Source organism: Azospirillum sp. A26, from assembly GCF_042604635.1.
Taxonomy (GTDB): domain Bacteria; phylum Pseudomonadota; class Alphaproteobacteria; order Azospirillales; family Azospirillaceae; genus Azospirillum; species Azospirillum palustre.
Window position 1 is genome coordinate 566,984 of record NZ_CP170476.1, and the last position, 12,064, is coordinate 579,047.

Consider the following 12,064-nt stretch of genomic DNA (forward strand, 5'->3'; position numbering starts at 1 on the left):
CGTCACACCCATCCTCATCCCCGGTAATGCCGGGGGGTGTAGACCCAGCGCCCGCCGTCCGCCCGCGCCACGAAGCGGGTGTGCGAGGCGCCGATGATGACCAGCGTGCGCATGTCGGCCTGCTCCGCCCGCACCTCGCCCAAAGTCGTCACCGTCAACTGCTCGTCGGGGCGGCCGACGGCGCGGCCCAGTACGATGGGGGTCTCGGGCGCGCGAATGTCGCGCAGGGCGTCGAAGGCGGCGCCCAGCTGCCAGGGCCGGGCCTTGGAAATCGGGTTGTACAGCGCGATGACGAAATCCGCCTCCGCCGCCAGACGCAGGCGCCGCAGCACCACCTCCCACGGCTTCAGATTGTCGGACAGCGAGATGGCGCAGAAATCATGACCCAGCGGCGCGCCGGCCCGCGCGGCGGCGACCTGCATGGCGGAAACGCCGGGATCGACCGAGAGATGCACCGCTCGCCACGCCTCGGGCGCATCGGGATCGTCCAGCGCCTCGAAGATGGCGGCGGCCATCGCGAAGATGCCGGGATCGCCGCCCGACACCACCGCCACCCGCCGGCCCTGCGCCGCCAGATCGAGCGCGAAGCGGGCGCGGTCCAGCTCCACCCGGTTGTCGGAGGCGTGGCGCACCTGATCGCCCGGCGGCACGCGCTCGACATAGGGGAAATAGCCGACGAGGTCGGTCGCCTCGGCCAGATCGCGCCGGGCCTCCGGCGTCAGCCAGTCCTCGGGACCCGGCCCTAACCCCACCACTTTCAACCAGCCATTGCTCTCGGGGCCGCTCATCCGCGCTTGCCCTCGCCCGGAATGACGATCTGCGAGAAGTAGGGGGCGACGTCCGGCGCCTCCAGGAAGGGCATGAAGCGCTGCTCGTCCATGCTGGCGCGCTCGACATACCACGCCCGCTCGGCCAGCCCGGCGGCGGCGATGGCGCGGCGGACCTTGGGCAGGTTCTGGCCCAGCTTCATCACCACGCAGGCATCGGCGGCGGTCAGGGCGCGGACCAGCGCCGCCTCGTCCAGCGTGCCGGGGATCACCGACAGCACGTCGTCGCGCAGCATCAGCGGCCGCGGCAGCAGCGAGGCGCTGCACACCATGCTGGTGACGCCGGGAATGACCTCCGCCTTGAAACGGCCGGACAGCCGCAGGAACAGGTGCATGAAGGAGCCGTAGAAGAACGGATCCCCTCGTTCAGCGCCGCGACCGAACGGCCGGCGGCGAGATGCTCCGCGATGCGCCCGGCGAACTCGTCGAAGAAGGCCTCGATCTGGCGGCCATAGTCCGGATGGGTCGGCGGCAGTTCCACCGTCACCGGATAGACCATCGGCAGCTCGATCTGATCGGGCCTGATCGCTTGATCGGCGATGCGGCGGGCCTGCCCCCGCGTGCCGCGCTTGCAGAAATAGGCGACGACCGGGCAGGCGCCGATGGTGCGCACCGCCTTCAAGGTCATCAGCTCCGGATCGCCGGGGCCGACGCCGACGCCGAACAGGGTGCCGGGGGGGAGGACGCCGCCGTTCATTCGACGTCGCTCGCCAGCGCGTTGACGGCGGCTGCGGCCATGGCGCTGCCGCCGCGCCGGCCGCGGATCGCCAGATAAGGCACGCCGAAAGGGTTTTCCGCCAGCGCCTCCTTGCTCTCCATCGCCCCGACGAAGCCGACGGGGAAGCCGAGGATCGCCGCCGGTTTCGGCGCACCGGCCGCCAGCATCTCCAGCAGGTAGAACAGGGCAGTCGGCGCGTTGCCGATGGCGACCACCGAGCCGCCGAGCCGCTCGCCCCACAGGTCGAGCGCCGCTGCCGAGCGGGTGTTGCCGATGGTCTTCGCCAGATCGGGCACGGCGGCGTCGCGGAGCGTGCAGACCACGGCGTTGCCGGCCGGCAGGCGGGCGCGGGTCACGCCATGGGCGACCATTTCGCTGTCGCACAGGATGGGAGCGCCGGCGCGCAGGGCGGCGCGGGCGGCGCTGCCGACATCGGTGGAGAACAGCAAATCCTGGGCCGCATCGACCATGCCGCAGGCGTGTATGACGCGCACGGCCACCGGCTTCAGGTCGTCGGGAATGGACGACAGGTCGGCCTCCGCCCGGATGGTGGCGAAGGACTGGCGGTAGATGGCCGCTCCGTCGTGGATATAGTCGTAGAGCGGCTTAGGCACCGGTGGACTCCTTGGTCAACGAATCCGCGACGCGGGCCACGGCGTCGGCGGGGGACAGGCCGGTGTACGGGGAAGCGTCACCGGGTTTTGCGTTCAGGGCGACGTCATACACCCCGTCGCGGGCGGTCAGGGTGACATCGGCGATGGCGGGATGGGCGCAGCCCTTGGCGCAACCCGACACATGCACCATTCGCACCGGGTCCAGCAAGGGGCCTGCGCGCTCAGCGATGGCGAGCGCCGTCGCATGGGTGTCGGTGGTGCCGACATCGCAGCCGCCCGCCCCGCTGCAGGCGGTCAGCTTCAGCCGGCGGTCGGTGTGCGACAGGATGGCGCCGTGCGCTTCGGCGATGCGTTCGGCGTCGGCGGAGGGGGCGACGAGGATGAGGGCGCGCCAGGGGGTGATGCGGATCTCGGCGCAGGCGGAAGTGAGGGCGGCAAGGGTGGCCGCGGTGAGGCGGCCGAAGGGGAAGGCGATGGTGAGGAAGGCCGGCGCTCCCCCAACGCGAGATTCCTTCTCCCCCCGGGGAGAAGGTTAGGATGAGGGGGTTCGGCATCGCCGAAGACATCCATGAGGTGCGTCCCCCTCGCCTTGATCCTCTCCCCGGGGGGGAGAGGAGAAATCGAGGGGGCGAGGCGCGTTCCTATCTCTTCGACTTCAATCGCGGCGACCAACCCCGCCATGCGGCGCGGCGGTTCCGGCAGCGACGCGCGCAACTCCAGAAACGCCCGCCCCAGCGCCGACGCCACATCCGCCACGTCGTCCACCCGGCAAAGCCCCAGCGGCACCGCCTTCGCCAGCGTCCCGCCCAAGGAAACCTGGAACCGTTCGCCATCCACCGCGTCGAAGCGTACGTCCGTGCTGCTGTCCGCCAAATGGCCGACGCCGCCGCCGCAGACCAGCCAGCCGAACTTCGGCGGTAGGCGGTGCAGTTCCGCATCCTCCGCCAGCCGCGCATCCAGCGTACGCGCCACCCCCCGTACGTCCATCGCCGCCGTCGCATCCAGCCCGGCGGTGGGGGAGCGCAGGACATTGCGCACCGCCTCGCTCGCCGCATCGCCGAAGTTGTAGCCCATGCCGCGCAGGGCCTCGGTCACCGGCTCGAGCCCGTCGGCGGCGATGCCGCGCAGTTGCAGGGTGCCGCGCTGGCTGAGGTCGATCAGACCGTTGCCGTAACGATCCCCCAACTCCGCGATACCGTGCGCGTGGTCGGCGGGCAGCACGCCGGCCGGAACGCGGACGCGCAGCAGGAAGCCGTCGCCGACCTGCATCGGCGCCAGCACGCCGGGGCAGGCGCCGCGGCGGCGCGGCTGGTTGGCGACGGACATGGTCATGCGGCGCTCTCCCGGAGCCGGCGCAGGTCCTCCGCGGTGGAGTTGCGGCGGGGATGCCACAGGCCGCGGTCGAGTGCCTCGCTCATGCGCGCCAGAATGTGCCGGGCGGCGGCAGGGTTGTCCTGCGACAGGAAGTCCCAGACCTCCGCATCCTCGACGTACGCGTCGAACAGCTGGTCGAAATGGGTGGGACGTACGGCATCGGTGGTGGCGGCGAAGGCGAACAGCGTGTCGACGCTTGCCGCCAGTTCCGCAGCGCCGCGATAGCCGTGGCGCATCATGCCCTGGATCCAGCGCGGGTTGGCCGCCCGGCCGCGCAGGGTGCGGGCGATCTCCTCCGCCAGGGTGCGGACGGCAAGCCTGTCGGGATCGGCGCTGTCGAGATGGTAGAGCGCCGGTTCGGAGTCCTCCAGCGCGGCAGCCGCAGCGAAGCCGCCCTCGAACTGCATGAAGCCGTCGGTGGACAGCACGTCATGCTCGCGCTGGTCCTGATGGTGGACAAGGGCGTCGGCACCCCCCACCCGGCAGCGGAACAGGGCCGGCAGCGGCACCCCCTCAAGCCCGGCGCCATAGGCGTGGCAGCCGCCCTCCAGATAGGCGGCACCGAAATCGGCCCGCGCGGTCCAGTCGCCGCGCGCGATCATGCCGGACAGCGCCGTGCCGTAGATGCCGGGGGCGGCGCCGAAGATGCGGGCGGTGGCCCAGCGGCGGGCGTCCGCCGTCTCGGTGCCGGCTGCGGCGAGGCGCTGTTCCTCGGCCCGTGCGGTGGCGGCCAGCGGGTTGGTGTCGTCGGGCTCGTCCAGCCCGGCGACGGCGCACACCGCCTGATCGAACAGGGCGATCTGCTGCGGGAAGACGTCACGGAACAGGCCGGAGATGCGCAGCGTCACATCGACCCGCGGCCGGCCCAGCACGCCGGCCGGCATGATCTCGTAGCCGGTGACGCGGCCGGAGCCGTTCTCCCAGATCGGGCGGACGCCGAGCAGGGCCAGCGCCTGGGCCAGCTCGTCGCCGCCGGTGCGCATGGTCGGGGTGCCCCAGCAATCCACCACCAGCCGGCGCGGCCAGTCGCCATGGTCCTGGAGATAGCGGGTGATCAGCGCGTCGGCTGCCTGCCAGCCGAGAGTCCAGGCGGTCGGCGTCGGCACGCCGCGCGGGTCGAGTGCATAGAGGTTGCGGCCGGTCGGCAGCGTGTCGGCCCGGCCGCGCGCCGGCGATCCGCCGGGACCAGGGCGGACGAAGCGGCCGTCCAGCCCGTCGAGCAGCGCCCGCATCTCCGCCTCGCCGCAGGCATCGACGGCCGTGGCGACCATGGCCGGATCGGCGGAGCGGGCAACGGCGGCGGTCAGCCGGTCGCGGCGCTCGCCGGCCGGGCTGTGGCCGAAGACATGCAGGCCGTCGCGGATCTGCATCTCCTTGACGTCGCAGAGATGGGCGTCCAGCCGCGACAGGATGGCGTCGGGATCGTCGTCGGGCCGCAAATTGCAATCGGCGGCGACGCCGGATTTCCAGGCGAGGTCGAGGATGGTTTCGCGCAGTATGCCCAGCCGGCGCGGGTCGAGCCCGGTCGCCTGCGAATATTCGTCGATGGCGGTTTCCAGCGAAGCGAGGTCGCCGTGGAGACCGGCCTCCACCGGCGGCGGGGTCAGATGGCCGATCAGCACGGCGCCCAGCCGGCGGCGGGCCTGCACACCCTCGCCGGGGTTGTTGACGATGAAGGGATAGAGGGTCGGCAGGGCACCGCCGACGATCTCCGGCCAGCACTCCGCCGACAGTGCGACCGCCTTGCCGGGCAGCCATTCCAGCGTGCCGTGGGCGCCGATCTGCACCAGGGCATGGATGCCGACGGCATGGCGAAGCCACAGGTGGAAGGCGAGATAGCCGTGGCTGGGCGGGGCGTCGGGATCGTGGTGCTGGGCGGTGGTCAGGGGACCGTGACCGCGGCTGGGCTGCACCGCCACGATGGCATTGCCGCAGGGCAGGGTGCGGAAGGCGAAGGCGCCGTCGCGGCAGGCCGGGTCGGCGGCGGGCTCGCCCCAGGTTCCGGCGATGCGGGCGCGCAAGCTCGGCGGGGCCAAGCGCAGATAGTCGGCGACCGGCAGAGTCGCGGTGGGCGTGCCGGTCAAGGACTCCATCAGTCGGGCGCCGCTGTCCGGAACGGCGGACAGGCTGTAGCCCTCGACGGACAGGCGGTGGAGCATCGCCACGGTGCTGGCCGGGCTGTCGAGGCCGACGGCATGGCCGATGCCGCCGCCGGGGCCGGGATAGTCGGACAGCACCAGCGCGACCCGCCGCTCCGCCCGTGGGGTGCGGGACAGGCGGACCCAGCTTGCTGCGAGGTCGGCGGTGAAGGCCACCCGGTCGGGGATTGGGCGCAGGGCCGGGGCGGCGAATTGCAGGTCGGGGTCGGGCTCACCCGCCGTCTTGAAAGCGATGGCGCGGGCGATGATGCGGCCATCCATTTCCGGCAGCACGACATTCATCGCGAGGTCGGACGGCGCCAGCCCGCGCGAGGACGCCTGCCAGCCGGCTTTGGGGGTGGTGGCGAGGATGGCTTGCAGAACCGGGCTGCCGTTGGCTTCCAGCGGCGAACCGTCCTCGCGCGCCGCCGAGAAGGCGGTGGTGTTGACGACGATGGCGGCGTTCTGTGCGGTCAGGCTGGCCCGCATCCAGGCGGCGCAGTCCGGCTCCTTCAGGCTGGCGACGAACAGCGGCCGGGGGGCGAGGCCGCGGGCGGCCAGCGCGTCGCACAGGGCATGGACCGGGGCGAGGTCGCCGGCCAGCAGGTGGGAGCGGTAGAACACGATGGCCGCGACCGGCGCCCCGGCGGCTATGGGGGCGGCTACGCGGGCGGCTGCGGGGCCGGTCCAGCCGTCATAGGCGCCGAAGCGCGGGACGGGGGCCGGGTCCTCATGGGGCAGCGGCGTTCCGGCCAGCGTCGTGGCGCAGGCCAGCAGATGGCCCATGTTGGCCGGGCCGCCCTCGGTGAAATAGCGCCACAGCCGGTCGGCGGTGGCCGGCGGAACGGTGCCGTAGGCGGTCAGGTTCGGGTCGGGCTGCGCCTCTCCCGACAGGACGGCGAGCGGGATGCCGCGCTCGCGGCAGAGGGCGGACAGGCGGTCGAGGCCGTAGCGCCAGTAACCGCTGCCGCCGAGCAGGCGCAGGACCACCAGCTTGGCCTTGGCGACCACAGTGTCGGCGTAGAGATCGACCGACAGCGGATGGCCGAGCCGGTTGAGGTTGGCGAGGCGGAGACCAGGCAGCCGCTCGCGGCCCGCCCGCCATGCGGCGGCGAGCGCGGTCAGGTCGCTGTCGGAAAAGGACAGCATGACGAGGTCGGCCGGCGTCTGCCCCAAATCTTCCGCCTGGGGGCCGGCGTCCAGTTCGTCCTGGCGGGCGGCAAGCAGGTGCATGGTCTGATGTCCAGGGGCGACCGCCCCCTCCCCCTCGAAAAACGGTGAAGGTCAAGGAGGGGGCGGTCGCCGCACTACTCTAACTCTTACCCGAAACTTTTACCCAACGACCGCCCGCGTCACCGCATCGCGGTCCAGCCCGGTCTCGCCGATCACCACCAGACGGCTGCGGCGCTCCTCGCCCGCCTTCCACAGCCGGTCGTAGTGGGTCTGGATGCGGGTGCCGACACCCTGGACCAGCAGGCGCATCGGCTTGCCGGGCACGTCGATGAAGCCCTTCAGGCGCAGAACGCCATGCAGGCCGGCGACCTTCTCCAGCGTCATCGCCAGGGCGGCCGGATCGGGCTGCGCCGGCAACTCCATCACGAAGCTGGTGAAGTCGTCGTGGTCGTGGCCCTCTTCACCGTCATGATGGCTGGGACGGTTGGCAAGATCGTCCTCCACCGCCGCACCGACACCGAGCAGAACCAGCGGATCGACCGCACCCTGGGAGGCACGGACCAGCTTGGCGTCGCGGCCGACCGTGTGGGCGAGGGCGCCGCGGATCAGCTCCTCGACACGGGCGAGGTCGCCGTCGGCCAGCAGATCGGTCTTGTTGACGACGATCAGGTCGGCGCAGAGCAGCTGGTCCTCGAACACCTCCTCGATCGGCGTTTCGTGGTCGACGGTGCCGGCGGCGTCGCGCTGGGCCTCCAGCGCGGCCGGATCGGGGGCGAAGCGGCCCTCCGCGGCGGCCGAGGCGTCCACCACGGCGATGACGCCGTCGACCGTGACCCGCGTCTTGATCGCCGGCCAGTTGAAAGCCTGGACCAGCGGCTTGGGCAAGGCGAGGCCGCTGGTCTCGATCACGATGTGCTCGGGCGGGTCCGGGCGGGCCAGCAGCTTCTCGATGGCCGGGACGAAGTCGTCGGCGACGGTGCAGCACAGGCAGCCGTTCGCCAGTTCGATCACGTCGTCTTCGGTGCAGGTCGGGTTGCCGCAGGCGCGCAGGATGTCGCCGTCGATGCCGACATCGCCGAACTCGTTGATGATCAGCGCCAGCCGGCGGCCGTCGGCCTTTTCCAGCAGGCCGCGGATCAGCGTGGTCTTTCCGGCGCCGAGGAAGCCGGTGATGACGGTCGCCGGAACCTTGCCGGCGGCCGTTTTCGCAAGAGCGGACATGGGATGGAGCCTCCTTAACGCGCGCCGGGCTGAACCCGCAGGGCCGGCTGCCGTTCGGCCGGTTCGACCACGCCGCTCATCAGCCAGCCGCAGACGGAGCCGAGGATCGCCCAGAACAGGGCGGCGGATCCGAGCGAGGCGGTGACGAAGCGGGCGGCCAGTTCCGGCGGAACGGCACCCTCGGCGCTTTCCGGATGGGGGGCGCCGATCAGATGGGGCAGCGCTGCGGCCAGAACGGCGACGGCGATGACCAGACGGTTGCGGGCGAAGGCGAGGGTGGCGATGCCGACGCCGGCACCGGCCGCGGCGGTCAGCCACCAAAGCTGACGCAGCTCCAGCTCGGCCCCGGCCATGCCCGGCAGCTCCGGGGCCAGACCGAAGGACGGGGCCAGCGAGACGGCGACGAAGCCGCCCATGCCCCAGACCAGCCCGCGGCGGGCATCGACCGGCCGGCCGGCCAGCAGGATCGCGGCCGCCAGCAGCAGCGCATAGGCGACACCGGCGATCAGGTTGGTGGCGATGGTCAGGCCGATGCGCTGCATCGCCTCGTCCAGGGTGACCGGCACGCCTTCGCCGATCTCGCGCACGGGGCCATGCTGGTGGCCTTCGGCGTGGCTGGCGGCCGGAGCCCCAGCCGGAGCGGCAGTCGTAGGCGCGGCGGTTGCGGGAGGCGGGGTCACCACCTCGTATTTCTCGGCTTCGAGGATCAGCGGGACGGTCGTCGCCTGCTGAACGACGGAAGCGGCCGTGCCGGAGAGCACGCCCGCGACCAGAGCGGCTGTGAACAGCCGCCGGATCAAATCCATGACCCGCTGCTTAGTGGCAGGGGAACGCGAAGGAATGACGGGCGTCGTGCGCCGCATCGTGGATTTGCTGCGGCTGGGCGAAGCCGACGCCGTACAGCAGGAAGCTGCCGAGCAGGATCGCGGCAAAGGCGGCGACCGCAGTCTGGGCGGCGCTGCGGGTCGCGGAACTGGCGGCAGCGGCGTTCATCGAACGGGCATTCATAGAAAACATCCTTGTTCTCCCGCCACACCCGGCGGGGTTGGAAAAGGTCGGTCAAGTCCGCCGGCAGGTTTCCTGGCTTGCGGGTCGCTGCATCGCCGTCCGCCTTCCCGGCCGCGGAGGGCCAGTGGCATGATGGACGGGATGCTCGCCGCTTACAGTTGCGGGGGCAGCCGCGGCATTGGCGCTTCCGGGGATCCCGGAAAGCTCCGCACCGCATTCCCTATTATCCCCGCCGCCCGTCAGGACGGGCAGGGCACCGTTGGACAGCCACCATCGCAGTGCCGCGCCCGTTTGGCAAGCCCACAATAAGGCGTCTGCCACACGGACGATCTTGCATGCAGACACTTTGGATGCTGTCATGTTTTGTAGACAGAGTGTCCAGGGATCCGACACTTTCCGACGCAAGGGTGTCGGCCAGGGGGAGGACGCCGCAGCGAAACCCGCGGAGAAACAATGGGTCAGGCGGCCCGGCCGAAGCGACCCCGCATGTGGCATGCTTCGTGCGTACAACAATCGGTGAAACGTCCCGCCGCACGGCGGCCGCCGGGCATATGCCCGGGACATAAGGACGAACGGGAGGAGAATTCGCGACCGATGAACGCCGCACCGAACGACGACATCATCCTGGAAGCGCGTGGTCTGACGAAGGAGTTCAAGGGCTTCGTGGCGGTTCGGGATGTGAACCTTCAGGTTCGCCGCGGCACCATCCACGCGCTGATCGGCCCGAACGGCGCCGGCAAGAGCACAGTGTTCAACCTGCTGACCAAGTTCCTCACCCCACCCGCGGCCGAATCCTCTACAAGGGCCGCGACATCACCCGCACCAAGCCGGCCGACATCGCGCTGATGGGGCTGGTCCGCTCCTTCCAGATCTCCGCCGTCTTCCCGCACCTCAGCGTGCTGGAGAATGTCCGCGTCGCGCTCCAGCGGCCGCTCGGCACCAGCTTCCATTTCTGGAAGTCCGAATCGTCGCTCCACGACCTGCACGACCGGGCTTTGGAGCTGATCGAGGCGGTCAACCTCACCCCCTGGGCCGGCCATCTGGCGGCCGAGCTGCCCTATGGCCGCAAGCGCGCGCTGGAGATCGCCACCACCCTGGCGCTCGACCCGGAGGTGATGCTGCTCGACGAACCGCTGGCCGGCATGGGCCATGAGGACATCGAGGGCACCGCCGCCCTGATCAAGCGCGTCGCCGCCGACCGTACCGTGCTGATGGTGGAGCACAACCTGTCGGTCGTCGCCCACCTGTCGGACACCATCACCGTGCTCCGCCGCGGCGAGATCCTGGCGGAGGGGCCGTACGAGGTCGTCTCGAAGAACCCGCAGGTGATGGAAGCATATATGGGGACCGGACATGCCTGACGGGATGAACACCAAGACGGCCATGCTGGAGATCGCCGACCTGCACGGCTTCTACAGCGAAAGCCATGTGCTGCACGGCGTCAGCCTGGAGGTGCGGCAGGGCGAGGTGGTGACGCTGCTGGGCCGCAACGGCGCCGGCAAGACCTCGACCATGCGCGCCATCATGGGCATCATGGGCAAGCGCACCGGCTCGATCCGCTTCCAGGGCAGCGAGTTGATCGGCATGGCGCAGCACAAAATCCCGCGCCTCGGCATCGGCTATGTGCCGGAGGAGCGCGGCATCTTCTCAAGCCTCAGCGTGGACGAGAACCTGACGCTGCCGCCGGTGGTCAGGGAGGGCGGGATGACGGTCCCGCAAATCCATGAGCTGTTCCCCAACCTGAAGGGCCGCGGCTCGACGCAGGGCACGCGGCTGTCGGGCGGCGAGCAGCAGATGCTGGCCATTGCCCGCATCCTGCGCACCGGTGCCACGTTGATCCTGCTGGACGAGCCGACCGAAGGGCTGGCTCCGGTCATCATCGAGCAGATCGGCGTCGCGGTGCGCGCCCTGAAACAGCGCGGCTTCACCATCGTGCTGGTGGAGCAGAATTTCCGCTTCGCCACCACCATCGCCGACCGCCATTACGTGATGGAGGAAGGCCATGTGGTCGACATGATCCCCAACGACCAGCTCCACGCCAACATGGACAAGCTGCACACCTATCTCGGCGTGTGAGCGGGAGAGGACAGTCCGATGTCGCACCTGTTCGGCATTCCGCCGCAAGCCCTGTTCGGCCAGCTTCTGCTCGGCCTGATCAACGGCTCCTTCTATGCGCTGCTCAGCCTGGGGCTGGCGGTGATCTTCGGGATGCTCAATGTCGTCAACATGGCGCATGGCGCCTTGTACATGGTCGGCGCCTTCGTGGCGTGGCTGCTGCTGACCTACCTCGGCATCGGCTATTGGGGGGCGCTGGTGCTGGCGCCGCTGGCGGTCGGGGCGGTCGGGCTGGTGCTGGAGCGCACCATGCTGCGCCGGCTCTACAAGGTCGACCACCTCTATGGCCTGCTGCTGACCTTCGGGCTGGCGCTGATCTTCGAGGGCGCCTTCCGCCACCAGTATGGCGTGTCGGGGCAGCCTTACCCGATCCCCGACCTGCTGAAGGGCGGCACCAACCTCGGCTTCATGTATCTGCCGACCTACCGCGGCTGGGTGGTGGCGGCGTCGCTGCTGGTGTGCCTGGGCACCTGGTTCGCCATCGAGCGGACCAAGCTGGGCGCCTATCTGCGGGCGGCGACGGAGAACCCGACGCTGGTGCAGGCCTTCGGCATCAACGTTCCGGTGATGGTGTCGCTGACCTACGGTTTCGGCGTGGCGCTGGCCGGTCTGGCAGGCGTGCTGGCGGCGCCGATCTATCAGGTGTCGCCGCTGATGGGGTCGAACCTGATCATCGTGGTGTTCGCGGTGGTGGTGATCGGCGGCATGGGCTCGATCCTCGGCGCCATCGTCACCGGGCTGGGTCTGGGGCTGCTGGAGGGGCTGGCCAAGGTCTTCTACCCGGAGGCCTCCAACATCGTGGTGTTCGTGATCATGGCCGTGGTGCTGATGGTGAAGCCGGCCGGTCTGTTCGGACGGGAGAGATAAGCCATGACC

Annotated in this window: 10 protein-coding genes, 2 pseudogenes and 1 riboswitch; of the genes and pseudogenes, 3 read left to right on the forward strand and 9 right to left on the reverse strand. The window is 70.3% G+C overall.

Translation table 11 applies throughout. The features are described 5' to 3' along the window. Positions 1-14: 14 nt before the first annotated feature. The 9 genes and pseudogenes from cobJ to ABNQ39_RS33535 form a co-directional block, all read right to left on the reverse strand. Positions 15-788, reverse strand: coding sequence for a precorrin-3B C(17)-methyltransferase (gene cobJ / locus ABNQ39_RS33495; RefSeq protein ID WP_376966656.1), 774 nt, complete (start codon positions 786-788; stop codon positions 15-17). Next, a pseudogene (locus ABNQ39_RS33500) lies at positions 785-1,524 on the reverse strand (precorrin-2 C(20)-methyltransferase). The gene cobJ and the pseudogene ABNQ39_RS33500 overlap by 4 nt, the downstream one beginning before the upstream one ends. After that, positions 1,521-2,159: a precorrin-8X methylmutase gene (locus ABNQ39_RS33505; protein WP_376966658.1), complete on the reverse strand. Its 639-nt coding sequence runs from the start codon at positions 2,157-2,159 to the stop codon at positions 1,521-1,523. The pseudogene ABNQ39_RS33500 and the gene ABNQ39_RS33505 overlap by 4 nt, the downstream one beginning before the upstream one ends. Next, positions 2,152-2,349, reverse strand: a complete 198-nt coding sequence (locus ABNQ39_RS33510; RefSeq protein ID WP_376966660.1) for a hypothetical protein — start codon at positions 2,347-2,349, stop codon at positions 2,152-2,154. Before ABNQ39_RS33510 ends, ABNQ39_RS33505 begins: the two co-directional genes overlap by 8 nt. Positions 2,350-2,459: 110 nt before the next feature. Then, complete coding sequence (locus tag ABNQ39_RS33515) at positions 2,460-3,491, reverse strand: hypothetical protein (RefSeq protein WP_376966662.1); 1,032 nt, start codon at positions 3,489-3,491, stop codon at positions 2,460-2,462. Continuing rightward, positions 3,488-6,904 (reverse strand): cobaltochelatase subunit CobN, encoded by a 3,417-nt coding sequence (gene cobN / locus ABNQ39_RS33520; protein ID WP_376966664.1) that lies wholly within the window; start codon positions 6,902-6,904, stop codon positions 3,488-3,490. Before cobN ends, ABNQ39_RS33515 begins: the two co-directional genes overlap by 4 nt. 99 nt (positions 6,905-7,003) lie before the next feature. Next, a complete protein-coding gene (gene cobW, locus ABNQ39_RS33525) occupies positions 7,004-8,065 on the reverse strand; it encodes a cobalamin biosynthesis protein CobW (RefSeq protein ID WP_376965755.1) in 1,062 nt (353 codons plus the stop codon). A gap of 14 nt (positions 8,066-8,079) precedes the next feature. Then, positions 8,080-8,871: a CbtA family protein gene (locus tag ABNQ39_RS33530; RefSeq protein ID WP_376966666.1), complete on the reverse strand. Its 792-nt coding sequence runs from the start codon at positions 8,869-8,871 to the stop codon at positions 8,080-8,082. A gap of 10 nt (positions 8,872-8,881) precedes the next feature. Further along, positions 8,882-9,073 (reverse strand): CbtB domain-containing protein, encoded by a 192-nt coding sequence (locus ABNQ39_RS33535; RefSeq protein WP_376965759.1) that lies wholly within the window; start codon positions 9,071-9,073, stop codon positions 8,882-8,884. A gap of 45 nt (positions 9,074-9,118) precedes the next feature. Then, a riboswitch (cobalamin riboswitch) is annotated at positions 9,119-9,349 on the reverse strand. 318 nt (positions 9,350-9,667) lie between these two features. Between ABNQ39_RS33535 and ABNQ39_RS33540 the strand changes: the two are divergent. The 3 genes and pseudogenes from ABNQ39_RS33540 (at position 9,668) to ABNQ39_RS33550 (ending at position 12,055) form a co-directional block, all read left to right on the forward strand. Further along, positions 9,668-10,434: pseudogene (locus ABNQ39_RS33540) on the forward strand (ABC transporter ATP-binding protein). Next, a complete protein-coding gene (locus tag ABNQ39_RS33545) occupies positions 10,427-11,149 on the forward strand; it encodes an ABC transporter ATP-binding protein (RefSeq protein ID WP_376966668.1) in 723 nt (240 codons plus the stop codon). Before ABNQ39_RS33540 ends, ABNQ39_RS33545 begins: the two are co-directional and overlap by 8 nt. Positions 11,150-11,167: 18 nt before the next feature. Next, positions 11,168-12,055: a branched-chain amino acid ABC transporter permease gene (locus ABNQ39_RS33550; protein WP_376966670.1), complete on the forward strand. Its 888-nt coding sequence runs from the start codon at positions 11,168-11,170 to the stop codon at positions 12,053-12,055. The last annotated feature ends 9 nt before the right edge of the window (positions 12,056-12,064 follow it).